Source organism: Pediococcus stilesii, from assembly GCF_001437075.1.
Lineage (GTDB): Bacteria > Bacillota > Bacilli > Lactobacillales > Lactobacillaceae > Pediococcus > Pediococcus stilesii.
Map to the genome: position 1 here is coordinate 104,390 of NZ_JQBX01000002.1, position 25,007 is coordinate 129,396.

21 protein-coding genes, 1 tRNA gene, 2 pseudogenes and 1 riboswitch are annotated in these 25,007 nt (G+C 39.2%); of the genes and pseudogenes, 10 read left to right on the forward strand and 14 right to left on the reverse strand.

Going from position 1 to position 25,007, the window contains the following annotated elements; genetic code table 11:
* Window positions 1–25 precede the first annotated feature (25 nt).
* Window positions 26–991 (forward strand): quinone oxidoreductase family protein, encoded by a 966-nt coding sequence (locus IV81_RS01375; RefSeq protein WP_057801535.1) that lies wholly within the window; start codon window positions 26–28, stop codon window positions 989–991.
* A 100-nt stretch (window positions 992–1,091) separates the two neighbouring features.
* Here the strand turns inward: IV81_RS01375 and IV81_RS01380 are convergent, their stop codons facing one another.
* Together IV81_RS01380 and IV81_RS01385 are read right to left on the reverse strand one after the other, a co-directional pair.
* The gene (locus IV81_RS01380) at window positions 1,092–1,520 is read right to left on the reverse strand and encodes a hypothetical protein (protein WP_057801537.1); all 429 of its coding nucleotides are present in this window, start codon (window positions 1,518–1,520) and stop codon (window positions 1,092–1,094) included.
* Between the two features lie 81 nt (window positions 1,521–1,601).
* Window positions 1,602–2,780 (reverse strand): MFS transporter, encoded by a 1,179-nt coding sequence (locus IV81_RS01385; protein ID WP_057801539.1) that lies wholly within the window; start codon window positions 2,778–2,780, stop codon window positions 1,602–1,604.
* 223 nt (window positions 2,781–3,003) lie between these two features.
* On the opposite strand from IV81_RS01385, the gene IV81_RS01390 reads away from it, so the two are divergent.
* The gene (locus tag IV81_RS01390) at window positions 3,004–3,546 is read left to right on the forward strand and encodes a PadR family transcriptional regulator (RefSeq protein WP_057801540.1); all 543 of its coding nucleotides are present in this window, start codon (window positions 3,004–3,006) and stop codon (window positions 3,544–3,546) included.
* Window position 3,547: 1 nt separating this feature from the next.
* Window positions 3,548–4,980, forward strand: a pseudogene (locus IV81_RS01395) (MFS transporter).
* Window positions 4,981–5,046: 66 nt separating this feature from the next.
* On the opposite strand, the gene IV81_RS01400 reads toward IV81_RS01395, so the two are convergent.
* From IV81_RS01400 to yycF, 6 genes are all read right to left on the reverse strand, one after another.
* Window positions 5,047–6,306, reverse strand: a complete 1,260-nt coding sequence (locus IV81_RS01400) for a S1C family serine protease (RefSeq protein ID WP_057801542.1) — start codon at window positions 6,304–6,306, stop codon at window positions 5,047–5,049.
* 121 nt (window positions 6,307–6,427) lie between these two features.
* Window positions 6,428–7,228, reverse strand: coding sequence for an MBL fold metallo-hydrolase (locus tag IV81_RS01405; RefSeq protein ID WP_057801544.1), 801 nt, complete (start codon window positions 7,226–7,228; stop codon window positions 6,428–6,430).
* Between the two features lie 70 nt (window positions 7,229–7,298).
* Entirely contained in the window at window positions 7,299–8,336 is a 1,038-nt protein-coding gene (locus IV81_RS01410) for a two-component system regulatory protein YycI (RefSeq protein WP_057801546.1), read from the reverse strand.
* Between the two features lie 16 nt (window positions 8,337–8,352).
* The gene (locus IV81_RS01415) at window positions 8,353–9,651 is read right to left on the reverse strand and encodes a YycH family regulatory protein (protein WP_057801548.1); all 1,299 of its coding nucleotides are present in this window, start codon (window positions 9,649–9,651) and stop codon (window positions 8,353–8,355) included.
* Window positions 9,651–11,498 (reverse strand): cell wall metabolism sensor histidine kinase WalK, encoded by a 1,848-nt coding sequence (gene walK, locus IV81_RS01420; RefSeq protein ID WP_057801551.1) that lies wholly within the window; start codon window positions 11,496–11,498, stop codon window positions 9,651–9,653. The genes IV81_RS01415 and walK overlap by 1 nt, the downstream gene beginning before the upstream one ends.
* A 21-nt stretch (window positions 11,499–11,519) precedes the next feature.
* On the reverse strand, window positions 11,520–12,221 hold the full coding sequence (gene yycF, locus IV81_RS01425; RefSeq protein WP_057801552.1) for a response regulator YycF: 702 nt from the start codon (window positions 12,219–12,221) through the stop codon (window positions 11,520–11,522).
* A gap of 428 nt (window positions 12,222–12,649) precedes the next feature.
* Here yycF and IV81_RS01430 point away from each other — a divergent pair.
* A tRNA-Lys gene (locus IV81_RS01430) sits at window positions 12,650–12,722 on the forward strand.
* A 988-nt stretch (window positions 12,723–13,710) separates the two neighbouring features.
* Here IV81_RS01430 and licT read toward each other — a convergent pair.
* Together licT and IV81_RS01440 are read right to left on the reverse strand one after the other, a co-directional pair.
* Window positions 13,711–14,541 carry a BglG family transcription antiterminator LicT gene (licT, locus tag IV81_RS01435; protein WP_057801554.1) on the reverse strand — a complete coding sequence of 277 codons (831 nt, stop codon included), beginning with the start codon at window positions 14,539–14,541 and terminating at the stop codon, window positions 13,711–13,713.
* 10 nt (window positions 14,542–14,551) lie between these two features.
* Window positions 14,552–15,284: pseudogene (locus IV81_RS01440) on the reverse strand (glycoside hydrolase family 1 protein); the annotation flags it as partial.
* A 289-nt stretch (window positions 15,285–15,573) separates the two neighbouring features.
* Here IV81_RS01440 and IV81_RS01445 point away from each other — a divergent pair.
* A complete protein-coding gene (locus IV81_RS01445; protein WP_057801556.1) occupies window positions 15,574–15,903 on the forward strand; it encodes an ArsR/SmtB family transcription factor in 330 nt (109 codons plus the stop codon).
* 3 nt (window positions 15,904–15,906) lie between these two features.
* Window positions 15,907–16,584 (forward strand): type 1 glutamine amidotransferase domain-containing protein, encoded by a 678-nt coding sequence (locus IV81_RS01450; RefSeq protein WP_057801559.1) that lies wholly within the window; start codon window positions 15,907–15,909, stop codon window positions 16,582–16,584.
* Window positions 16,585–16,653: 69 nt separating this feature from the next.
* Here the strand turns inward: IV81_RS01450 and ribH are convergent, their stop codons facing one another.
* Genes ribH through ribD form a run of 4 tightly spaced genes read right to left on the reverse strand, consistent with a single transcriptional unit; the run spans window position 16,654 to window position 19,992 of the window.
* Window positions 16,654–17,124, reverse strand: coding sequence for a 6,7-dimethyl-8-ribityllumazine synthase (gene ribH / locus IV81_RS01455; RefSeq protein WP_057801562.1), 471 nt, complete (start codon window positions 17,122–17,124; stop codon window positions 16,654–16,656).
* A complete protein-coding gene (gene ribA / locus IV81_RS01460; protein WP_057801564.1) occupies window positions 17,125–18,345 on the reverse strand; it encodes a GTP cyclohydrolase II in 1,221 nt (406 codons plus the stop codon). It abuts the gene before it with no gap.
* Window positions 18,338–18,937 (reverse strand): riboflavin synthase, encoded by a 600-nt coding sequence (locus IV81_RS01465; protein WP_057801566.1) that lies wholly within the window; start codon window positions 18,935–18,937, stop codon window positions 18,338–18,340. The genes ribA and IV81_RS01465 overlap by 8 nt, the downstream gene beginning before the upstream one ends.
* Window positions 18,937–19,992, reverse strand: coding sequence for a bifunctional diaminohydroxyphosphoribosylaminopyrimidine deaminase/5-amino-6-(5-phosphoribosylamino)uracil reductase RibD (gene ribD / locus IV81_RS01470; RefSeq protein ID WP_236696806.1), 1,056 nt, complete (start codon window positions 19,990–19,992; stop codon window positions 18,937–18,939). The genes IV81_RS01465 and ribD overlap by 1 nt, the downstream gene beginning before the upstream one ends.
* A gap of 118 nt (window positions 19,993–20,110) precedes the next feature.
* A riboswitch (FMN riboswitch) is annotated at window positions 20,111–20,250 on the reverse strand.
* Window positions 20,251–20,458: 208 nt separating this feature from the next.
* Here ribD and IV81_RS01475 point away from each other — a divergent pair.
* The 4 genes from IV81_RS01475 (at window position 20,459) to IV81_RS01490 (ending at window position 24,988) form a co-directional block, all read left to right on the forward strand.
* Window positions 20,459–21,829, forward strand: a complete 1,371-nt coding sequence (locus tag IV81_RS01475; RefSeq protein WP_057801569.1) for an NAD-dependent succinate-semialdehyde dehydrogenase — start codon at window positions 20,459–20,461, stop codon at window positions 21,827–21,829.
* Window positions 21,830–21,906: 77 nt separating this feature from the next.
* Window positions 21,907–23,094, forward strand: coding sequence for an acetate/propionate family kinase (locus tag IV81_RS01480; protein WP_057801570.1), 1,188 nt, complete (start codon window positions 21,907–21,909; stop codon window positions 23,092–23,094).
* A 198-nt stretch (window positions 23,095–23,292) separates the two neighbouring features.
* Entirely contained in the window at window positions 23,293–24,201 is a 909-nt protein-coding gene (locus tag IV81_RS01485; RefSeq protein ID WP_057801573.1) for an ABC transporter ATP-binding protein, read from the forward strand.
* A gap of 4 nt (window positions 24,202–24,205) precedes the next feature.
* The gene (locus IV81_RS01490; RefSeq protein ID WP_057801575.1) at window positions 24,206–24,988 is read left to right on the forward strand and encodes an ABC transporter permease; all 783 of its coding nucleotides are present in this window, start codon (window positions 24,206–24,208) and stop codon (window positions 24,986–24,988) included.
* Window positions 24,989–25,007: the final 19 nt, after the last annotated feature.

Consider the following 25,007-nt stretch of genomic DNA (forward strand, 5'->3'; position numbering starts at 1 on the left):
TTTTTTTTGAGAAAGGAAGTTTTTTATGAAAGCCGCCTACATTGAACACACCGGTAGTATTAATGAAATTAAAATTGGTGATCTTCCTCATCCACAAGTACATACTGATGAGGTTTTAATTCGTGTCGAAGCCGTATCTGCCAACCATGTTGATACTTTTGTGCGTTCTGGATCCTTTAAAACGAACCAATCTTTTCCGTTCATAATCGGTCGGGACGCCGTTGGTACCGTTATCGAAATAGGCTCCAAGGTGAAAGAATTCCAATTAGGTCAGCGGGTATGGACCAACAGTATGGGTTATGACGGACGTCAAGGCACTTATGCCGAATTAATCAGCGTCCCCAGTAACCGCCTTTTTCACGTTCCGACACGGGTGAACGCTCTTCAACTGGTCGCTTCCGTCCACTCTGCTGCCACAGCAGCCATTCTTTTAAATGACGTTTTTGATACAACTCCCAACCGTAAAATTTTAATTAAAGGAGCAGGTGGACACGTTGGACAAAAAATAGTCGAACTTGCCCGCTTAAAAAATTTAGAGGTTTTTACAACTAGCCGCTCAAGTGACTTTGATCAATTAACGATGCTTGGTGCTAGCCAAACATTTGATTATCACGATCCAATTGAAGAGATTCCGGAAAAATTTGACTATATTATTGATACATCCGGGAAAGTTGAACTTCAATCTAACTTAGATTCTCTAAATCAAAATGGCCAGTTAGCTCTGATTACCGCCCCTGTTTCCAACCAATTTCAATTTAAAGTCCGTGAATTTTACACGAATCAAAAATCAATTAAGGGATTTGTAATCAGCCATGCTGGTTTACCGCAATTACAGTCCGCTGCTAAAGTAATCAATCATGCGTTTGAAAAGAACCGACTTTTAAATGATGAACTATTAATCTTGCCAATTGAAGAAGCCCAGTTAGCACACTCGATGCTTGAAAATAATGAAAATCATCGTAAACGGATCGTTCTAACACTTAAAAAATAAAAAAAGAGGCTGCAACAAAATAATTTTGTCGTAGCCTCTTTGAGTGTCCTGTATGATCTTAATCAGGAACAAAAATCACTATTTCTATTTTAATGAAATTCTACTGTTTAAAAATTGCGTCTTGATACTTTTTAAACCAGTCTTTTTGTAAAGAACGATCCATCACTAGTAGCATGTTTCCCTCAGCGTGAACCTGTTCCTGCTTACTTGCGTAAAAGCTAGAAGCCTTTTGCGCTAAATCGTCGTTGTCAAATTTAAGTAGCTTAGCATGTGCCCCGCCTTCACCATTAAATCGAACTCCAGAAGTAGCCTTTACCTGTTTGGATAGGTCGGCAATCTCAACTTCGCCTTGATCATCAACCGTCAAGCCTTGATCCTTAACATCCTGAAGATAACTATCAAGTGTTTTTTCACTGCTCGAACTTGCCGCAGTATTAGAATCGGAGTTTTTACCGACCCCGCAAGCACTTAATAGACCACCAAGAGTAACGATTGCAACAATGAAAAATACAATGTTAAATCTCTTCATTCGATTTCCCCCCATAATCTAGTCTATGTGCCTTCATTATACTAGGAATGAGCAGAAAACGAAAAGAGTTTTAAACATACCTTACACTTTCGAGCGACGCAACCATAACGTTAAAATTAGTGCTGCAGCCCACATTATTATTCCGGCAATCGGCGTTTTAAACAGTCCTAAATGCGTCAACAATTGCCCACCGCCAAATGAACCAATCATAATTCCCACATTAAAGGCTGCAATATTTAAAGCCGAAGCAATCTGTGTATCATCCGGAAGCCGAGATTCAGCCACTTGCATTGTGAACAGCTGTAGGCCTGGAACGTTCATAAATGCCAAAAATCCCATTGCAAATATTAATATTAATCCAACAATTTGATTGCTTAATCCGATTAACATCAAAATCATTATTCCCGTCAAGGACGCAAACATCCAAGTTAGTGCCGTTAAAGGTCGGTGATTGGCAAAGCGTCCACCCAAAGTGTTACCAATCGCCACTGCGAGCCCGTACACCAATAAAATTACTACGCTTGCGCTGGCACTCCAGCCTTGTTGAATTAAAATTGCACTCATATAAGTGTATACCGGAAAACTCGCTCCGTAACCCAAACCAGTAATTATAAATCCAATAACAATTTGTGGTTCTCGAATTAAGCGACCGATTGCTCCTTTTTTTCCGGCAACCGGTTGAGGTAAATTATTTGGAACTAAAATCGCATTTCCAATTAATGCCAAAATCCCTAAAGCCGCAATTACGGTAAATGCTACCCGCCAGCTCGCATGTTGAGCAATAAAAGTTCCCAGTGGTACACCTGTAACTGTTGCAACGGTTAGTCCAGTGAACATCATTGCAATTGCGGATGCTCTCCGGTTTTCTTCTACTACGCTAGCGGCAATTACAGTTGCCACCGCCATGAATAGTCCATGTGCAAAGGCAGCAATTACGCGCCCAACCAATAAAATTACAAAAGTTGGGGCGACAGCCGTCAATAAATTACCGATAATGAAAGTTACCATAACCATCAATAATAATTTTTTGCGCGCTATTTTTGCCGTTATTGATGTTAAAAGTGGAGCTCCAACCGTAATCCCTGCGGCATAAATTGAAACAGTTAGTCCCGCAGTTTCTAGATTGATCCCAAAACTCTTAACGATTAAAGGCATTACACCAACGCTGATAAACTCGGTCATCCCAATTGCAAAAGCACTTAACGCAAGCGCTAATAATGTCCATGACGCACGAGTTGTTTTTACTACCGTGTTTTCCATAACGAATCCTCCTCTTTTTGTTGACAAATATTGATTATATGAGGTGGTTACTCAAAAACAAGTACGTACTAAAAAGTGCTATACATACTTTTTAGTATGGATTGGAGAAATAAGGTGTTCGGTTCAAAATAATTGCAATATATCGAAACGATGTATATACTTGAAATCGTTAGTTAATATATCTTTTAGATATATATCGTTAAATAAGGAATCAGGTGTAAATATGTATCAGTTATTTATTTTAGGTCAACTTATGGACCATCCCATGTCGGGATATCAAATTCGAAAGGCTTTGGCCGTTATCATTGGTTCCGATCAAACCATTAGTTTTGGGGCCTTGTATCCTCAACTTGATAAACTGGCCAATGCCGGTGACATCACATTGGAATTTAAAACTTCCAGCCAACAAAGAACCCAAAAAATGGCGACAATCACTCCTCAAGGGCGGAAACATTTTAAAGAAATGATTTTGGCACCAATTGTATTAAACAAACAAACTCAGTCCGAATTTCAGATGAAGATTAATTTCTTACATTTATTAACGCATTCTCAACAACTTTCCGTCCTGGATGACTTTGAAGAGTATTTAAATGACAAACTCAAACGACTTCGAAAAAAACAGGCGGAGTTGCCAAGCAATAAAAACATGATCGTTGCTGACATTAAAGACACTATGCGCGTTATTGATTTAAGAATCACCCGAATCGATGCACAGCTACGTTGGATTAAAAACTTAATTTTAGAATTAAATCGAGAGGAAGAGTAACATGGGTAAACTTGCATTTGTAGATGATCCAAAGATTCAAAAAGACCGCTGGTTGATTCTAATCGCGGTCTGTATTTTCACTTTTATGTCGACTCTTGATGGGAGCATCGTAAACATCGCCCTTCCCGTCATCAGTCGTGATATGAACATTCCAATGAACCAATCCGAATGGGTCGTTTCTATTTATTTAATCGTGATTTGTATGTTATTACTATTATTTGGGAAATTAGGCGATGCGCATGGGAAGATCCGCATCTTTAAAATTGGTTCCATCCTTTTTACCATGGGATCACTTCTTTGTGGGTTTAACACCGGATTAGCCATGTTACTATTCGCCCGTGTTGTTCAAGCCATCGGTGCCGCGATGACAATGAGTACTAATAATGGCATTATCACTGAGGTCTTTCCTTTTCAGGAACGCGGACGGGCGCTTGAATGATTGGCTCTTTTGTCGCCCTAGGCAGCATTGCCGGCCCTGGAATTGGCGGATTAATTTTGGCACATTTGAATTGGGGATATATCTTTTGGATTAACGTCCCAATTGGTATTATTGCCATCATTATCGGTCAAAAAGTCCTCCCTAAAGACGTCATCACCACCAAACAAAAAATTGATAAGCCGGGTGCTTTTCTTTTTGCAGTTATCATGGTGACCCTCTTTGCTGGAATTTCGATTGGACAAGAAATCGGCTTTACTCATCCAATTATTCTGACGATGTTTGCACTCACCATCATTACGTTTATTAGCTTTTTATACGTTGAAACACATGTTACGGCACCAATATTATCCTTGCACATTTTTAAAAACATGCGCTTTACCCTCAGTATTATCTGTGCATTTTTAATCTTTGTGACCAACTTCTTTTTCAATGTTATTGCACCATTTTACTTAGAAAATGCGCTTGGAATGGCGGCCAACTATGCCGGATATACTTTAATGATTTTTCCGCTGGTTAATGTCGTTGTCGCACCAGTTTCTGGTACAATTTCCGACAAAATTGGTTCTGAAAAATTAACATTCATTGGACTAATTATTATTTTATTCGCCCAACTGGGTTATATTGTTACCAATGTTGCCACTCCGCTTTGGTTATTCATGTTCTTTATTGGATTAAATGGTCTTGGAAACGGGATTTTCCAAGCTCCTAATAATGCCCTTGTAATGGGTTCTGTTGAGCCCAAAGAACTTGGCGTCGCGGGTGGAATTAACGCTTTGGCACGTGAATTAGGAATGGTCGTCGGAATTTCATTTGCAACTACCGTGCTGTTTTCTGCAATGAGTAAATCCGCGGGAAGAACTGTCACCTCTTACATTCCTGGTCATCCAGAAATTTTTATTGCCGGTATGCATGTGGCCTTCATTGTTTCATTCATAATTTGTTTAGTTTCGATTGTCATTACGAGCATGCGCTTATTCAAAAAAGCACGCATTTAGGAAAACAAAAAACGAGATGGTTAATCGGGTTGGAATGTACCCGAATCAATCATCTCGTTTTTTATATTATTTGCTTGTGCTCGTAGTTAACGAACTCGTTGTTTTAGTTAATTTGACGTTCACAGTTTTATATTTACCATCGCGGTAATAGCCGACCTCAATGGTATCGTTAATTTTATGTTTATAGAGCGCTTCTCTTAATCCAGCGGTATCGGTGATCGCTTTCCCATCAATTTTAGTTACGACATCATATTTTTTCAATCCTGCGTTTTTAGCGGGACCGTCATTGGTGGTCTGCATAATAACAGCTCCATCAGTAACAGACGTTGGTAATTTCAAAATTGATTTTTGTTGCGACGAAGAAATTTCAGTCAAATCGACCAATGATACACCCAATGCTGGACGCGTAATTTTACCATCCTTAACCAACTGATCGATAATTGATACCACTTCGTTTGATGGAATCGCAAATCCCATTCCTTCAACGGTGGCATTGTCCCCCGATCCGCTTGAAGAAAGTTTCATGGAGTTAATTCCAATTACTTGCCCCGCCAGATTGATCAACGGACCACCGGAGTTTCCAGAGTTAATTGCCGCATCGGTTTGTATAACTGTGGCTTCACTTGCCCCCTGTCCGTCTTCACTAGTTGTTTCGACCGTTCGTTTCTTAGCCGATATAATTCCTTGTGTCAAAGAGGTTGCGTACTGAGAACCAAGTGGTGAACCAATTGCTAAGGCCGTTTCACCAACTTTAATATTATCAGAATCGCCAAAACTAGCGACGGTTGTGACCGCTGAAGAATTAATTTTTAAGACAGCTAAATCAGTCACGCTATCCGTTCCGACAATTTTAGCGGGCATTTTTTTACCATCGCTCATAATAATCTCAAGCGAATTAGAACCACTGACAACGTGATTATTTGTAACGATATAAGCGGAATCCCCACTCTTCTTATAAATCACACCGGATCCTTCAGAAGCCGTCTCCAGTTCACCAGATGAAGAAGACTTCGAGGACGAAGAGCCCGATTGGTCACCAAAAATGGAACTAATGATACTATCTGAGCTATTAGAACTGGTCTTCTGTAAATTAATAACCGACACAACCGAGTCTTTTATCGTTGAAAATGCTTTTGACGACTGGCTGCTAACATTTACTTTCACATTACTGGTTGCTGTTGACCCCGAAGAGTTAGATCCCGTTGGAACAGCAGTACTTGATGATTCAATTTTGTTCTGGACAAAACTGGCTCCACCATAAGCAATTCCACCGCCAAGTAAACCAGCAATTGCCGCTGTAATCACCACTTTGTTGTTCATTTTCATAAGAATACGCGGATTTCCCGCTCCCTCCCCATAAACTAATTTTGATTAACACCATTGTATACCGTAAATGAGTATCTTCTGTGAATTTTATGCTTAAATTTCTAAAAAATTATAACATTAATTAAATCAAAGTTAACGGATCAGCTACTGTATGATCTGTGTCTAAAATTTGGAAATCGTGTCCCACGGCTAAATCGTGGTTTTGCATCATCGAACTAACCGTCAGATGTGCCAATTCTTTCATGTTGTTGTGCAAGCTAAGGTGTCCCAGAAAAATTTTCTTGGTTCGATTACCCATCACGTCCATTAAAGCATTAGCCCCATCCTCATTTGATAAATGACCGTGGTCGCCCATAATTCTCTGCTTCAATGGCCATGGATAACCGCCCATCCGCAGCATTTCGGTGTCGTGGTTCACTTCAAAAAGATACCCGTCGGCATTTTTAATCGTACCGGCCACTCGGTCTGATACATAGCCGGTATCCGTTAAGATAACGAAGGATTTTCCCGCATGATGAAATTCATAAAATTGAGGTTCAGCCGCATCATGTGAAACCGCAAAACTTTCAATGTCTAAGTCATTCAATGATTTCGTGGTATTGGGGTCAAAAACAAACTTCTGTTCAGTTGGAATTTTACCAACTTTTCCATCAATTGCGTCCCATGTCCCCTTGTTAGCATAAATATCGATGCCGTACTTTCGCGCTAAAACGCCAACACTTTGAATATGGTCTGAATGCTCGTGCGTCACAAATAATGAATCAACGTCACTAATATCACGTCCAACACTTTCCATTAATCCGGCAATTTTTTTGCCACTAAGACCGGCATCTACCAGTACTTTGTGTCCTGGCGTTTCAATGTATGTAACATTTCCCGTGCTACCACTGGCAAGCACGCTAACTTTTAAACCATCTTCCATTAATTTGACCTTCCTACTTAATTTAACTTCAATTACAACAAAATTTGAACTTCAAATGAAGCTCGAACTATCATTCAGATTCGGAATTGGCACCGGAACTACTAGACTGTGAAGTAATGGCTGAGCTTCCAGTACTAGCACTGGAAGTCACCGAGCTACCACTGGTTGTATCAGCGCTAGAATTACTGCTTGCTGAATTTAATGCCGTGCTAATTCGAGCCGTTTCTCCAGATGCTGATGAAGCTTCCTCAGAACTGCTTGAAACACTATCGACAACTTGCTGTACCGTCTTGGTCGATTCGCTTGCTTCTGAATCTTTTTTAATTAAAACTCCCGAGAAGGCGTTAATCCTCTTCGTCTCAATTCCCGTGCTACTCTTACTCTTGATTCCTATAATCCATGTCGGAACATATACTACGCCGTTATCCGTCGTAAGTAAATTAGTGTAACCTAACTCGGCCCATTCTATCTTTGAATTATTTGGAATTTCATTATACTGATACAGCCAAGTTACTGCTCTCGTTTGACTAATTAAATCACTTTCCTCACGGAGCTGCTCTTGATTAGCAAGATGACCTTGCGTGTATCCCGTAACTTCTTGTGCACCATTAACGTAAAAAATTAGTTGCCCCGCCTTTGAATAAACGGGACGTCCGTCAATCATTTGTGTATAAACAATCTGCGTGGAATTACTCAAATTAACATTGTAAGTGTATTGAGAACCAAAAATAATGTTGTTTCGATTTTTCACAAAAGCATTCAACGTTTTTTGTGGCTGTTTAACATTAATCGTAACTGGATCCGCTAAAGTACTATAAATCTTATCACCACTGACCCTAGCGTCTTGATCAATCAATCTTTTTAAATCATTTTTTAAAGAAGTATCCACTTTTGCCGATGCGTAATATCCACTTGATTTGGTGTTAGAAAGTGGCATGTACGTGATCTGGTCATTACGCATTTCTTTTAAAATTGTAGTATTTCGACTTGAGCTTGTCGACGAAACCGTCCCAGATTCTAATTGATATTGCCAATAGGAGCCAAACAAATACGCATTTAGAATTGCGAAGACGATAATAAAAATAACTTCTATTCTTCTAAAATCCACTTTTGCTTCTCTCCTCTCAACTAATTAAATCTCGATAAGATGTCCAGTCTCCGCGGTATTTAATATACCAAGTTGGTTCTAGCTCAACCGTTGAATTGGCCGAAACTTTCCCAGACCAATCATAGCCAACATCAATGTCTTCAATTTTTTTAGTATCAATTCCATTTAGTTCTAATTGATTCAATATTGTTTCCGTGCTTGGTAATTCCTTATTGTTTTCCGACGTAGGCACTGGTACATCAAGGTTGTATATTGAAAAAGCAGTCGTTAATTCAGAAGATTGACGAGAAACCTTGATTGTCCCTAACCCATCATTATTAAAGATTGGAAAGCCACCAACGTAGTCCCTGAATTCAGCTTGATATTGGCTTGGATGGAAATTGAAGTACCGCATGTTATCAACCTGAACACCCAGCTGTTTCATTTGATAAAAGCTTTTCTCAATATTTGTTTTTAAATCACCGTTCTTACCATTATTTTTGCTAGTGTCATTAAACGTTGCTGAACCATCATTTTGGATCAGAAGACGCTTAGCATTATTAGCAGTTACGTATTCCGTTCCATCTTTAACCTTCTTGGTATCAATTGAATCAGCATCCGTGTCAGTCAGTAAATTAGCGGTAAACACACTGCTGCTTTCTTTATTAATCAAAAAGCTGTAATAAGGTACTTCGATGGAATCCGGATAGTCGTTAATCAGCTTGTGATTCATAATCTTTTCTTTAACGCCATACTCTTGATCATTATTTTTAACTATCTTTCTCAAGCTTTTGAGACTCTGTTTCGTGACCTTTATTTGATAAACGTCGTACGTTTTATCATCTAATAAAAAGAACTCATTTTTCCGATCTAAATTAATCACGATTTGACTAACTTCGGTATTCGTATCCATTTTTTGATCATACACGCTGCTTAGTATTTGACCCGTAACATTGCTTGGATACTTTAACATTAAGCTCCGCGTCATGCTCGCATAGTCTAAAAAGCGTTCCTTGTTTCCACGTGAAACACGTGTTGAACTTTCTAACTTCCATTTTGAAAGTTCATTAATAATTGCTTTTGAAAGGCTTTTTTTAGAGCTGTTGATTAATGTTTGTTTTTGATTTGAGTTAGTGTAGATAACCTGGGTTGGGAGAATCACATCACTCATATCCCGACTAACCTGGTTTGATTGTACTTTCTCAGTTGAAACCTGTTTTGCACGCTCATAGCGCGCCGGATTTGTCCAAATAATCCAAGACAGCGCCATACTTGCAAGTGCTAAAAGCGCCAATATTACATGTCGTGCAATTTTACGAGTTTTAGTGTCTTTCATTATTCCCAAGTATCTCCTTCCTCAAATGGTTCATATGGAAGTGAAATATAAAAGGTCGAGCCTTCGCCTTCACGACTTTCGACCCAAATTCGACCACCATGCATCTGAATTACTTCTTTTGAAATTGCCAATCCCAAACCGGTTCCACCTTGAGCACGGGAACGGGCCTTATCCACTCGATAGAAACGGTCAAAGACGTGACTGATCGCATCCTTTGGAATTCCTAGCCCTTGGTCTGTGATACTCATAATAACGTGATTGTGCGTCTCTAATAGGCGACACGTAATCACACTTCCATCCGGTGAATACTTGATCGCATTGTTCATAATGTTATCCAGTACTTGTTGAATTTTATCGGTATCAATTTCGACCCAAATATCACGACGCGTGAAATCACGTTTAATCGAGTAACTTTTATCATGTTCGTCATTATTTTTTAAAATCATGTCGAATCGATCAAGAATGTGATTAAAGAGCTCGTTTAAGTTAACATACTCTAACTCTAATTTTGCCGTCCCAGAATCCATCCGCGACAGATTAAGTAAATCGTTAATCATTCGCATCATTCGGTCTGTTTCCTCTTGCGTGACCTTTAAAAAGTTGGGAGCAACATCAGGATCTTTCCAGGCACCCTCTACCAAAGCTTCGATATAACTTTTCATACTTGTTAGTGGTGTTCGTAATTCATGAGAAACATTTGAAACAAATTGCTTTCGATCTTGATCAATCTTTTGCTGCTCAGTAACATCGTGCAAAACACAAACCAATCCACTAATAAATCCTGATTCACGTTGAATCAAGGCGAAGGAGGCGTGTAAAATTAAATCCTGTTTTTCATCTGACAAATCTAAAACAACTTGTTCTTGATTTTCAAGCAGGTCACGTAGCGTAAACGTCCCCCGCAAATCTAAAATATCTAGAATCGATTTACCCACAATTTGGTCTGTCTCTAAACTCAAAAAGTCGGTCGCCATTTCGTTAACAATCGTAATTCGTCCTCGGCGATCCGTTGCCAAAACACCATCGGTCATGTATCCCAAAACGGAATCCAAGCGACGCCGTTCTGATTCTGTAGACTCTTGCGATTCCTCGACGCGAACGGAAAGCTCATTAACCGCCGTTGCAAGTTGACCTAATTCGTCATCGCCGTAGATTTGAACTTGGCCGGAATAGTCTCCACGAGCAATTTGTAACGTTCTTTGACGCATTTCCTCAATTGGACGCGTAATCGCGCGTGAAATTAGAATTGCCAACACAAGTCCAATCGACACCGCAATTAACGCTGCTACCACAAAAATTAACGTTATATTGTTAACGTTTTGGTAAACTGATTCAAGATTGGCACGAATGTAAATAACACCCGTCAAGTTATTGGTTGCTCCCGATGTGTTGATTAAAGGAACAATCGAAACAAAATAGCGCGTGTTATTCGTCTTATTGTACGAAACTTGTTGATACGTTCGCGTGTTATAAATCACGTCTTTGACATTACGGTCAGTCGTTTTTTGGCCGACAATACTTTGTCCGGTGCTGTTACTGGTTCCCCGAATAACTCCCTTAGCGTCAATTACGCGAATTTCGGTGATATTTTGATTATTAACGTTACCAATAATCTCCGAAATCTGAGTATTAGCTTTTTTAGTACTCGATCGCTCTAATTGATCGCTAATTTCATTTTCAACGTACGGCTGAAGTTGAACCTGCGTTTTAAACTGGTTTAAATTTTGAGTCTCAAGTTGACGCACAAAAATAACCCCAACGACTTCCAACGTTACGACTAATAACATTGCAAACACTAGAGCTATTTTAAAGTTAATTGATTTGAAAAAACTCGTTCTTTTATTCATTTAATCTCCAAAAACCTTGAACTAATCATTTTCTGGATTACGTAGATAATATCCAACACCACGACGTGTTACTAAAATTTGAGGATTACTTGGAATTTCTTCGATTTTTTCACGAAGTCGACGCACCGTGACGTCAACGGTTCGAACATCCCCGAAGTAATCGTATCCCCACACCGTCTGAAGAAGGTGTTCACGGGTCATAACTTGTCCAATATGTTGAGCCAAATAGTGTAATAGTTCAAATTCACGATGAGTTAGATCCAATTGAGATCCATCACGCGTAACTGAATACGAATCTGAATTAATAACCAGTGGTCCAATTTTAATATCATTTTTAACGTTCTCATCAACTTGCTGCAATTGATCTTGACGACGAAGGTTAGCCTTCACCCGCGCGACAAGTTCACGGTTAGAAAATGGCTTTGTAACATAGTCGTCCGCACCAAGCTCTAATCCAACAACTTTGTCGAGTTCAGAATCCTTCGCTGTGACCATGATAATCGGAATATTATGTTTTGCCCGAACTTGTCGAGCAACTTCTAATCCGTCAATTTTTGGCAACATTAAATCAAGTAAAATCAAGTCTGGTTTTTCTGATTCAACTTTTTCAATTGCTTCTTCGCCATCGTACGCAGTAACTACGTCATAGCCTTCTTTGTCTAAATTAAACTTAACTATATCAGAAATTGGTTTTTCATCATCTACTACTAAAATTTTTGGCATGTTTGCCCTCCTTGGAAGATATATCTGCCATCAAGGTGTGTGCCACCTGATCAAAATGGTCCAATCCATTTATTTCAATCAATTATACCATATGAACAAAAACCGGGATGTACCGAAAGATGGGCCACTTTTGCGGATCATTTTCATCTGACCTAAGCGAGTTTGAAACATGATATCGTAATCATCCGTGAAGCGTTATTCTTGGGGAGTCTGTTATGTTAAAAATTTAGATGACCCATGTTCAAGAATTTCAATTTCTATCAAACATCTATAGGAAGAATTTCTCTGTAAATTAAACACGTACAATTAAATAATTAAATCGTTTTAATAAATTTGAATTTTTTACAAACTTTTTTTAAAAAAAGTGTTGTCAGACCTTTTTTTTCATGATACTATATTTAAGTCGAGTTGATACATATCAATCACATGGGTGGTTAGCTCAGCTGGCAGAGCAACGGACTCTTAATCCGTGGGTCCAGGGTTCGATCCCCTGACCACCCATCAAAACACGACACACTAATCAGTAATCACGCAGCTTAAGGCCGTGGTTGCTGATTTTTTTGTTTAGAAAAACAGAAAATGAATCAATTTACGCTTAGCAGCAGCCTTTCATTTTTATCCTCGTCCCTCTTCCATTTTAAATGATGAATATCTTTGTAATCTCTCAATCAAACCCAGTATAAGTCCGTATTTGTAAACAATCTCCGTAGTATAATATTACTTATGCAAACCGACTCTAAAGATGAAATAAGAATTGAACTTAACGGGTCAATCCTAAATAGTGACTATTAATTTTCAAGTCATTTAAAAAATATGCGCAAAATTGCGTATATATTTATTTGACGGGATAAAAAAATTTTATGCGTCTTCTTATAATTTAAAGATGAAAGTTTATCATTAAGATTCAAGCCTGCATACAACTAACTTTATATATTTTTTAATTCTCTAACTTTGTCGAAATCAATGTATTTAAAAAGATATACAGACAACCGCTAGAAAAAAAATTCTAAAGTAGTCGTTTTCGACCGGTTTAAAAAAGAAAGGTTTTTAATTAATATGAATACTAAAGCAAAAGCTGAGTATGATGAGTTCAACAAAACTCAAACGATCAACTCTGACTTTGATAAACATATTAAACGGATAGAAAAGCAAGAAAAATAGTATGGTAACATCTAAAATAAAAATGATTTTGGATTCGAGGAGATTCAATTTATAAATTACACAATGTTTAAACAGCATTAATTTTTTCATATCTCTCATCTATGGTTTATGGTTAGTACTTCACCGTTCGATTCGAAGAGTGGGGTTAAGGGATGGCAAATATTAATTTCAATTGCATACGAGGATTGATTCACAGACCAACGGCGAGAATCAAACTCGAAAACGTGGTTTAAGCGTAAGAAAAAAGATGCGTCCATCCCCAAAATGGCCGCATCCCATAATTTTTTACTTTGCCTCAACTTTTACGTAAGTTTACCTTACCAAATGATTATTCTCTAATTCTTTCAATATGAATGGTCAGATAAATTTTTTCGTTTAGATCCATTGGACGTTGGTAGGTGTTTCGTAAAAATTCATTAATTCGTTGCATACATCGAAATGATTCTGAATACTTATCCTTCACAAAACTGTATAAAAACTCATCGCCATCTTCCGACTTTTGATTGCTTAAAAAACGCTGCACGAAAAATTGTAGGTGGGTTACCAAGCGTTGATAATTAAGCGTGCTCTCATCATATTCAATTTCTAAAAATTTACTAATAATGCTCAGAATACTTTTTACAAGCTGTGTCCCTTTAATCGTTGTATTCATGTCGCCAGTTTTTTCTTCCGCATTGACCAAATGTAGTGCAATAAACCCCACTTCATCTTCCGGCAGCGCCACATCAAGTTCTTTTTTGATAACTTCGGCCATTTGTAACCCAACTTCAAATTCATCCGTATAAAATTTCTTTATTTCAAACAATAGTGGATTTCCAATCACTACGCCCTCTCGATAACGCTCAATCGTGTAATGCAGGTGGTCACTTAAAGTAATAAATAAATTTGGTAATGATATGATGGTTAATTTTTTTCGCGCAATTTCTAAAATATCACGATAAGTGTTTAACTCCTCCATTGGAACGTCTTCCAGGATCTGTTCTAATTGCGAATTATTCGTGGTTTCATCCAGTACAAACCGCTTGTAAATTTTCGATTCTTCAACGGTGTCTTTGATTTTTTTATGGAACCCAATTCCTTTTCCCATCAAAACCAACTCTTGATTCGAATCCGTTCGGGCAAGAATAACATTATTATTAAATACTTTAATAACCCTCATTGCTTGTCCTTCACTCCGTTAAATCATCGCCATTGCTTTCAATTACCTTTTTATACCAATAAAATGATTTTTTCTTTTTCCGCTCGAGCGTGCCATTTCCTTCGTCATCAAGGTCAACATAAATAAATCCATAACGTTTGCTCATTTCTCCCGTAGATGCGCTGACCAAGTCAATGCAACCCCAAAGGAGTGTACCCAATTAAATCGACTCCGTCTTCATTTACGGCTGCCTCAATCGCTTCGATATGCTTCTTCAAATAGCTAATTCGGTAGTCATCATTGATGCTTCCATCTTTTTCAACTTGATCTTTTGCTCCGAGGCCGTTTTCTACTACAAACAATGGAACTTGATAGCGGTCATAAAGTTCATTTAATCCAATTCGCAGACCCGTTGGATCAATTTGCCAACCCCATTCACTTTCTTCTAAAAATGGGTTTTTAACACCACCAAGCATGTTCCCACCAGTTTTTTCTGGATCGACGGTCGTTACGTCAACTGCATTACTCATGTAATAACTAAATCCGATGTAATCCACTGGATAATCGCTGATCCACTTTAGATCTTCCTTTGAGATATCCAACCGTGATTCATCAACTTTAAAGTCCCGATATAAGCGCTTCGTGTACGATGGATATTTGCCACGTACTTGAACATCTGCGCAAAAGAAGTTAAACATCTGTTGGTTTTGCATCGTTGCCAATTGATTTTGGGGGTCTGAATCAATCCCATATGACGTTGCATATCTAGGCGCTGTTTCACCTCCTGAGTTGTCAATCCCTGCTCTGTCGATTGCAGTTGCTGTAAAACCGTTGCTGCGTCCGACGTGGCATACCATTTCCGCTTATTTTTCACGTCACTCATAGTTTCGACACACTCCTTTAAGAACTCCTTGTTGACTGTATTTTAATCTTTTATTCCAATAAAATCTATCAACTCAATCGGGAAAATCTTATATATAAATCATATATTTGACATTTCATTTTCTTGATGGTTTAATGGTTTAAAAATAAGAACCAAAAGGAGCAATCTTCATGAAAAATCTTGAACAACTGAAAAATGAATTTGCCAATCTTAGTGAATTTCTAATCGCCATTGGTGATGAAACTCGCCAAGCCATTATTATCGCCTTGCTTGAAGACAATGCTTGTAATGGTCTTCGTGTGAATGACTTAACTGAAGTAACTGACTTATCTCGTCCAGCGATTTCACATCATTTAAAGATCCTCAAGCAAGCCCATCTCGTTGATTTTCGCCGTGAAGGAACTAAAAATTACTATTATCTGTCACACAATATTTCTGAAATTGAACAGTTACGACAATTATTAACCCATGTATCCGATATCATCGATAAGGAGCAATAATTCATGAAAAAAATTTTAATCGTATTAACCAACGTTTCCCATTACGCCAACACGCATGATGCCACCGGACTTTGGCTTGGTGAAGCCACTGAATTTGCCGAGGAGATACAAAAGGCCGGGTATGCGATAGATTATGTCAGTCCTAAAGGTGGTTTTGTTCCGCTTGATCCGCGCAGCATGAAATATGTTGATGACTCCATCATGAAATTCTACGAAACCACTGATTTCAAAAAACGTGCTTTGGCAAACTCATTATCGCCTCAAGATGTGAATCCTGATGACTATTCAGCAATCTATTACACTGGTGGTCATGGAGTAATGTGGGACTTCCCAAATAATCCTGAACTTCAAAAAATTGCATTATCCATTTACAATCATTCAGGATATATCACCTCTGTTTGCCATGGCGTCGCTGGTTTATTAAAAATTAAAGATGACAATGATAACTACCTAATCTCTGGTAAAAAAATTACTGGTTTTACAACCGCCGAAGAAATTATTGCTGGCAAAAAGTCAGTTGTTCCATTTTTAAATCGGCCGGTTGCTAAGAGTCATGGAGCCACCTTCGTTAAAAAACGCGCTTACAGTACATTTGCAATTCAGGACGGCCACTTAATTACCGGCCAAAATCCCTTTTCTGCTCGTGCAGTAGCGGCAAAATTAATCCAAGCCTTAAATTAAAAAAGTGAAAAAGTCGCTTCAATGTAAGCTATTCCGACTTTTTCACTTTTTTATATGATCATTAAATTACTAGTTATTTTGTATGGTCTCTTCCAAATTAATCATTTCGAGCACTCCACTTGCGCACTCGCTACCTTTATTTCCAGCTTTACCACCGGCTCGATTTAATGCCTGATCCATATTATCCGTAGTCAAGATACCGAACATTACTGGAATATTGCCATCAAGCGTAACTTCCGCAATTCCATTTGATACCTGCGCGCAAACATAGTCGTAGTGTGAGGTTTCTCCTCGAACTACAGCTCCGAGGGCAATAATTCCGTCTAAATCGCCAGTTTCACTTAATTTTCGTGTTATTCGTGGAATTTCAAAAGCCCCTGGCACCCAATAAACTGCAATGTTGTCATCACTCACCCCGTTTTGTACGAGGGTTTGAATCGCGCCGTCCAGGAGTTTTTTGGTCACCAAATCGTTAAATTTCGCAACGACAATCCCAATTTTTTTATTATTTCCATCAAAATTTCCTATTTTTTCAATCATTTAATCTACCTCTTTCAATATGTGATTCATTTTCTCTTTTTTTATCTTTAAATATTCATGATTGGTATCTCTTGGTACCATTTCAATTGGGATCCTACTGTGAATATTAATACCAAAGTGTTCTAATTGATTAATTTTATCGGGGTTATTCGTTAATATATCAACGTTAGTCACTCCCTTTTGCCTCAAAATAGCGGCCGCAATCCCGTAGTTTCGCTCGTCCGGTTCAAAGCCGAGTTCAAGATTGGCTTCGACGGTATCTAGACCCTCTTCTTGCAATTGGTAGGCTTTCAACTTGTTTGCTAAGCCGATTCCTCGGCCTTCCTGTCTAAGATATAAGACCGCACCCGCTCCGTTTTCTTCGATTAATTTCAGGGAAGCTTCCAGCTGCTCGCCACAGTCACACCGCTCCGAACCAAAAATATCACCCGTCAAACATTCAGAATGGATTCTTAGTAATAGCGGATTTTGGGTGCTGATATCTCCCTTCGTTATCAGCAACGTTGGCTCTTTTTCATCATCGGTTTTAAACGCCTCCAACATAAAATCACCGTACTTGGTTGGTAACTTAACTTTGGCAATACTTTGAACAATATTATGATCTTTCATCAAACGGTATAATTTAATTTCCTGGATTGTCAGCATGGGCATCTGCATCCCTTCCGCCAGGGACTTTAGGGTTTTACGGCGTGCCATCGTGCCATCACGTTTCAAGATTTCTGTTATATATGCTACCGAATGGACGCCCGCAATTCTTGTTAAATCAATGGCCGCCTCAGTGTGTCCATCACGTTCAAGTACCCCACCATCTTTAGCAATTAAGGGAAAAATATGTCCTGGATGATAAAAATCGTCAAAGGTTGCATTTGGATTCGCAATTTCTCGAATTGTTTTTGCCCGATCAAACGCGGAGATTCCGGTTTTTGTTGTTTTAGCATCTGTACTAATCGCAAACGAAGTGCCAAATGCGTCGGCTGAGTTAGTTGTCATCAAGGCAAAGCCCAATTTATTAGCGATTTCTGAGCTGACCGGCACACATAGTAAACCGCGGGCATGGGTGACCATTGTATTTACAGCCTTAGGAGTTGCGTATTCTGCAAAGCCGACCATGTCCCCTTCGCCCTCGCGTTGCTCATCATCAGCAACAATAATTAATTCGCCCTTTTTCATCACTTCAATTGCATTTTCAACTTTTTCAATAATAGTTTTGTCTTTAATCATTTTCCGCTCGCTCCCCGTCTAAAACGTATTTTCCCAATATATCGGTTTCGATATTTACCACGCTACCAATATCAAGATTCCCCAAAACCGTTTCCTGCATCGTAAATGGAATCAAACTAACACTGAAATGGTTCTTTTCAACGCCAGAAACCGTCAAACTAACACCATCGATCGCCACTGACCCTTTTTCAACAATGTACCTCCGCCATTTCGGTTTCGTTTCAAACGTCAATACAACTGAATTTTGATCATTCACCACTTTTGACACACGCGCCGTTGTGTCAACATGTCCTAGTACAAAGTGTCCATCCATTCGATCTGTTGGTAGTATTGCGGGTTCCAAATTGACTTCACCTTCCGCTTGAACTAATCCTAAATTGGTTCTTCGCGTCGTTTCAGGCATCACGTCCACTTCAAAACCGGTTGGCATAATTTTCGTAATGGTTAAGCAAATCCCATTAACTGCGATACTATCGCCAACTTTACTATTAATTTCTTTAGTTAAATCTGTGATTATACTTAGCTTTGAAGCATCTTTTGTTCGATCGATCGTTTTAACTCTTCCAACTTTTTTAATGATTCCTGTAAACATCATTTTCTCCTCAATGTAAATTTAATATCCTGCCCCAAATTAACCTTTGAACTCAATTGGTAATCCGGTATTTGAAGGGCATTATTATCCCAAACTGCCGGGAGTCCACCTCCGCCAAAAATTATAGGTGCAACGTAAACATCAATTTCATCAACCAACTGGCTTGCCATAAAAATGGCGTGTACATGGCTGCCACCCTCAATTAAAAGTGACTGAATCCCCCGCTTAGTTAGCAATTTGACAATTAATTTGGGTGACCATTCGCTGTCGACTACGACTTCGACATTCTTCGGCCATTTTTTATTGGTAACTGTTCGACTAAGAATTAAAATGTCCGATTGAGTATTGAAAATAACACTCTTCGCGTTCAACTTATCAGCGCTATTAACCAGAAGAACTTTCAATGGTTCAAAAATCGGTTTTTGATCTCGAACAGTCAACATTGGATTATCAACACTAAGAGTGTTTTCACCAATCAAAATTGCCTGATTCTGACCCCTTAATTTTTGTGCGTCATGATAGCTTTCTTTATCCGAAACAACGCTTCGCTTTCCTTGATTTTGGTTAATTTTTCCGTCTAGCGTCATCGCATACTTAATCGTCAAAAATGGACGCCCGTTCTGGTAAAAGAAATTATATTTATCGTTAATTTTTCCAGTTTGATTCAGCACTTTAACTTCGACCCCAGCATTTTTTAAAATAGCAATTCCTTTGCCAGCAACGATGGGGTTCGGATCCATTTGTCCAATGACAACGCGCCGAATCCCTACTTCCACTAATCGATTGGCGCACGGTGGTGTTTTACCAAAATGGCTACATGGTTCTAACGTTACGTACATCGTTGCTCCCTGTGCTAGTGCAACGTCAGCTAATCCACCTAATGCATTTATTTCGGCATGTTCTTGTCCAAACTGATGATGGTATCCCACAGAAAGGATTCGATCATTTTTGACGATAACCGCACCAACCAGTGGATTTTTCCATGTTCGACCGGTCCCTTTTCTTGCTTCTTCAAAAGCTATATTCATAAATTTTTGATCACTAATCAAAATCACCCCACGAAAAAAACCCCACACAAAGAACCGTGCGGGGCATGATTTGATAGCTAAATAAGACTCCATGCGAGTGTATCCGTTTAAAAACGCATACAAAAAAGAGTACAAAATTCAAATATCTTTTCTTCTCCCATCCAGACTTTAACTGTCGGTCCCAGACTTGCACTGGGTCAACCGCATTACGCGGGTCACGGACTTCAACTTAAACGCCTTGTTGTTACCGTCGGTCGGGAATTACACCCTGCCCCGAAGAAATCTATTCAGTTTTCAGTTTGAAGTGTACCCTAGGTTGTCAAAATTTGCAAATTTAACTAAATTATCTTTTTCGGACTATACCAATAATGGCATAAAATAAAAATCAGATGACGATTTCGTTATATTATTATTAATAAAAACGTTTTTACTTGAATGAAAGCGCATTCTTTTGCACAATAGAACTATAACATTTAGAGGGGAGAGGTTTCTCATGGCATACCAATCAGTAAACCCGTATACCGGAAGATTAATTCAAACATATAAAAGCACCACCGATCAGGAAATTGAGGTTGCTTTACAAAATGCAGATACTTTTTACCATTTTGCTAAAACTCAACCAATTGAACGTCGCGAACAAAAATTACAGGAACTAGCGGAGGAATTTCGTAAGAACCTTGATCTCTACGCCGAATTGGTGACAACTAACATGGGTAAATTGTTTAAGGAATCCCAAATCGAAGTAGAAAAGAACGCCGAATTTGCAGAATATTATGCAAAAAATGGGGCCAAGGCACTGGCGGATGTACCGTATAATGATGCCGAGGGGATCAATGCCCATGTCGAATACCATTCGACTGGGGCCATCATGATGATTGAACCTTGGAATTTTCCTTATACTCAAATCATGCGCGTCTTTGCACCGAACTTTATTGCCGGAAATCCGGTCATTTTAAAAGATCCCAGCATCACGCCCGACTGCGCTCAAGCCTTTGAGGATGCAACTTTGAAGGTCGGCTTTCCGACTGGCGCTTTCAAGAATCTATTTATCGACTACGAGCAAGTTAATTCAATTATCAAGGATCCACGTGTCCAAGGAGTAGCATTGACTGGTTCTGAAAATGCTGGTAAAAAAATTGCCGCTGAAGCCGGCGCTAACTTGAAAAAGACAACAATGGAGCTCGGTGGAACCGATGTATTTGTCGTTTTAAACGATGCCGATATCAAAAAAGCAGTTGAAGTTGGCGCAAACGCTCGACTAGGTAACGCCGGACAAGTATGTACCGCAGCAAAAAGATTTATCGTCCAAGAAGACGTCTATGATGAATTTTTGGAAGGTCTAAAAGCCAATTTTGCCGCCCGTAAAATCGGTGACCCAATGGAGCCCGACACTACCTTAGCACCGCTTTCTTCAAAAGCTGCCCAAGAAAAGCTTCAGCAACAAGTTAATATGGCCATCGCTGGCGGTGCACAACTAATTTGGGGTGACAATACGCCTTTTGAAGGTCCTGGAGCTAACTTCCATCCCCTCATTATTAGCGGCATGGAACCCGATAATCCGATGTATGACCAAGAACTATTCGGACCTATCGCCCAAATTTATAAAGCAAAAGATGACGAGGAAATCTTAAAAATTGCCAATGATTCACAACATGGACTTGGTGGAACCGTCTTTGGCGGCGACTTAAATCGTGCCGAAAAGATTGCTTCGAGCATTGAAACCGGCCAAGTTGCCATTAATCAATTGCTTACTTCACACGCTAATCTACCATTCGGCGGTGTTAAACTTTCTGGGTATGGCCGTGAACTTAGTGATCTCGGAATTCGAGAATTCATGAACGCTAAAACAATCATTGACGGATAGGTATTTTTCCGTTATTCGTTTATAATTGTAAGCGGATACATAAATTTAAAATACCTAATGTTAGTGAGGAAAGATTTATGATAAAAGAACTAGTCATTAATGCCGGAAGCTCAACCTTAAAGTGGAAATTATTTGAAATGCCGGACGAAAAGGTGATTGCGAGTGGCCTAATTGACCGAATCAATCTCCCTAACTCTGTTTTTACCGGCAAACGTCCTGGGCATGACAAACACAAAGTTGTCAAAGACAACATCACGTACGATTTAGCAGCTACAATGGTCCTAGAATATTTAAAGGATTTTAAAGTTGTAAAACATTTACATGAAATAACCGGCATTGGGCACCGCGTGGTTGCTGGTGGAGAGTATTTTAAAGACTCAGCTTTCATCGATGACCAAGCCTTAGAACACATTAAACAACTGGCGGATTACGCTCCGCTACATAATCCAATCCAGGCACGCTACATTGAAATCTTCAAGCAGTTGCTTCCGGATGCTCAACAGGTTGCGGTCTTTGATACTTCATTGTACTCAGAGATGCCCAAGGTTAACTACCTTTATCCGATTCCCTACGAATACTATACTGACTTGGGGATTCGCAAATATGGCGCACACGGAACTAGTCATCGCTACGTTTCGAAACGAGCCGCAGAGCTTCTTGGAAAAGATTTATCGGATTTGAAAATTATTACCTGTCATTTAGGCTCTGGATCGTCAATTACGGCCTTTGACCACGGAAACGTCGTCGATACTTCAATGGGCTTTACGCCACTTGGTGGAGTAATGATGGGCACCCGTTCAGGCGACATTGATGCCTCCCTCGTTGATTTTCTAGCCCGTAAGCTAAAACTAAGCGTCAGCGATATTACTGACATTCTCAATCAAAAATCGGGACTGCTTGGAATTTCTGGACTTTCTCCAGATCAACGTGATTTGGAGAATTCGGAAGATGTTAATCCCCGTGCCCGGTTAGCATTAGAAATGTTTGTCAATCGTGTCGTTCGCTTCATTGGAAGCTACGTCGCTGAGCTTGGTGGCTTAGACGCCTTAGTTTTTACCGCCGGTTCTGGCGAAAATGGAATCTTAATGCGTGAACGAATTGCCGATCAACTCGCCTACTTTGGTGTTGAAATCGATCCAATTCAAAACGATGTTCGAGGTAAAGAACAGATTATTAGTAAAGCTGCCGCTCCCGTAAAAGTACTCGTAGTCCCAACTAATGAGGAACTAATGATCGTCCGCGATGTCCAACGCATTTTAAAATAATTTTGAGGTATCGAAGATCGATCATCTCGTTAAAAACGATTCAATATTGAATCGTTTTTTTTTTGCTTTTTTTGCTACTTAATAACACAAAGTAGTTGACCAATTATCTACTTTGCATTATTATGTAGTGGTACTTTGTTATACAAGGTACAATAAAACAATGATTAATCATCCTTATTCAACACGGGAGGAAAAAATATGAACGTAATTGAAACTAACGGTATTACTAAAAGCTTTGGCAAGCAACAAGTATTAAAAGGGATTTCCTTTTCAGTAAAAAAAGGCGAAATTTTCACTCTTCTTGGTGAAAATGGTGCAGGTAAATCAACTTTAATTAACATTCTTACCACACTTTCAAAACCTTCGGGCGGCTTTGCAAAAGTTTTTGATCACGACCTACAGCAGGATCCCGATCAAATTCGACACCTAATTAGTCTTAACAGCCAGTCAATAACCCTAGACGATGAATTCACAGGTTATCAGAATCTGAGATTAATTGCCAAACTGCTTGGAATTACAAATATTAAAGGTCGAATTGATTCCGTCTCTACTAGCCTTAATTTAACGGAATTTATTAATAACAAAGTTAGTACCTATTCCGGCGGGATGAAGAGAAGGCTTGATATTGCGGCTTCCCTTTCGGCTGATACGGATCTTCTGTTCTTAGACGAGCCTTCAACCGGTGTAGATCCCAAGAACCGGCTTGAGATTTGGAAGATTATTAAAGAACTCCGTGACCAAGGTAAAACGATTTTTCTAACAACTCAATATCTTGATGAAGCCGACCGTTTGTCTGATCGAATTGCATTTATTCACGACGGTAAAATCTCACTAATTGGTACCCCTCAGCAACTAAAACAGCAGGCCCACCATCGCCAACAAATTATGGTCCCTCAAGCTTCCATAAAACTTGCTTCTCAGGCGCTCGCTGCAAAGGGCATCAATTTTAATATTCACGAACAAGCAATTGAGCTTGATGAGGCCAACCTACAACTAGCGTTAAAAACCTTACTGACAGCCGATATCATGATTAATGAGACTACTCCAATTGATTTGACGCTAGAAGAGGTCTTTCTAAACGCTACAACTGAAGATCCGGAGGAATAAAATTATGAATACAATTAAACAATTATCTACATTAACTTCAAGAATCGTTAAACAAAATTTAACCAGTTCCGATACGATAATCACAACCGTGCTTACACCAATTTTTATGTTATTATTCTTCGTGTACGTGATGGGTGATAGTATTTTAGTTCACGGTGTTTCTACGGGCCGTTCCGCTTACTTGGCATACGCGCTTCCTGGATTTTTACTGATGGCAATGGCGATGGGGTCAGCGTACACCGCTCTGCGAATTAATAACGATAAAGTAAAGGGCTTCATGACCCGCCTGTTATCTATGCCAACTAAACGATGGGTAATTTTAGGAGCACATATCTTAGCTTCAACCATCTTCATGCTAATATCCGTTATTACAGTTTTGATCACTGGGATTATTTTGGGGTATCGTCCCCAAGCAAGCCTGACGGACTTAGGATTATTTTTATTATTAATTGTCGTGTTTGCCATTGTAATTACCGTTGTGGCAATTCCATTTTCATTAACAGCTAAAGATTTCAACGGCGCTGGGTCTTTTTCTTATCTTTTGATTTTTTTACTTTTTATTAGTCCCGCTTTTATTCCGGTTGCCGGAATGGCAAAACCGATTCGTTTTTTTGCTGAAAATCAGCCAATGACACCGATTGTAGCAACCACGAAGGCTCTTTTAAACGGTTCATTCACTTTTAGTGCTAATTCAACTTTATTATCAATCGGTTGGTTACTTGGTTTACTCTTGGTGTTCTCTTATTTTTCATTTAAACGCTATCAACAAGTTTTCGTTAACATTTAAAAATATTCGTGCTAATCAA

Bases quoted from the DNA above. Each gene is read 5' to 3' on its own strand.
- IV81_RS01465 (WP_057801566.1), bottom strand. From the start codon at position 18,937: ATGTTTACAGGAATCATTAAAAAAGTTGGAAGAGTTAAAACGATCGAT.
- walK (WP_057801551.1), bottom strand. From the start codon at position 11,498: ATGAATAAAAGAACGAGTTTTTTCAAATCAATTAACTTTAAAATAGCT.
- ribA (WP_057801564.1), bottom strand. From the start codon at position 18,345: ATGATTAAAGACAAAACTATTATTGAAAAAGTTGAAAATGCAATTGAA.
- IV81_RS01475 (WP_057801569.1), top strand. From the start codon at position 20,459: ATGGCATACCAATCAGTAAACCCGTATACCGGAAGATTAATTCAAACA.
- IV81_RS01385 (WP_057801539.1), bottom strand. From the start codon at position 2,780: ATGGAAAACACGGTAGTAAAAACAACTCGTGCGTCATGGACATTATTA.
- yycF (WP_057801552.1), bottom strand. From the start codon at position 12,221: ATGCCAAAAATTTTAGTAGTAGATGATGAAAAACCAATTTCTGATATA.
- licT (WP_057801554.1), bottom strand. From the start codon at position 14,541: ATGAGGGTTATTAAAGTATTTAATAATAATGTTATTCTTGCCCGAACG.
- IV81_RS01380 (WP_057801537.1), bottom strand. From the start codon at position 1,520: ATGAAGAGATTTAACATTGTATTTTTCATTGTTGCAATCGTTACTCTT.
- IV81_RS01375 (WP_057801535.1), top strand. From the start codon at position 26: ATGAAAGCCGCCTACATTGAACACACCGGTAGTATTAATGAAATTAAA.
- IV81_RS01405 (WP_057801544.1), bottom strand. From the start codon at position 7,228: ATGGAAGATGGTTTAAAAGTTAGCGTGCTTGCCAGTGGTAGCACGGGA.
- IV81_RS01445 (WP_057801556.1), top strand. From the start codon at position 15,574: ATGAAAAATCTTGAACAACTGAAAAATGAATTTGCCAATCTTAGTGAA.
- IV81_RS01480 (WP_057801570.1), top strand. From the start codon at position 21,907: ATGATAAAAGAACTAGTCATTAATGCCGGAAGCTCAACCTTAAAGTGG.
- IV81_RS01450 (WP_057801559.1), top strand. From the start codon at position 15,907: ATGAAAAAAATTTTAATCGTATTAACCAACGTTTCCCATTACGCCAAC.
- IV81_RS01400 (WP_057801542.1), bottom strand. From the start codon at position 6,306: ATGAAAATGAACAACAAAGTGGTGATTACAGCGGCAATTGCTGGTTTA.
- IV81_RS01390 (WP_057801540.1), top strand. From the start codon at position 3,004: ATGTATCAGTTATTTATTTTAGGTCAACTTATGGACCATCCCATGTCG.
- IV81_RS01415 (WP_057801548.1), bottom strand. From the start codon at position 9,651: ATGAAAGACACTAAAACTCGTAAAATTGCACGACATGTAATATTGGCG.
- ribH (WP_057801562.1), bottom strand. From the start codon at position 17,124: ATGATTGAAAAAATAGGAAATTTTGATGGAAATAATAAAAAAATTGGG.
- IV81_RS01485 (WP_057801573.1), top strand. From the start codon at position 23,293: ATGAACGTAATTGAAACTAACGGTATTACTAAAAGCTTTGGCAAGCAA.
- IV81_RS01490 (WP_057801575.1), top strand. From the start codon at position 24,206: ATGAATACAATTAAACAATTATCTACATTAACTTCAAGAATCGTTAAA.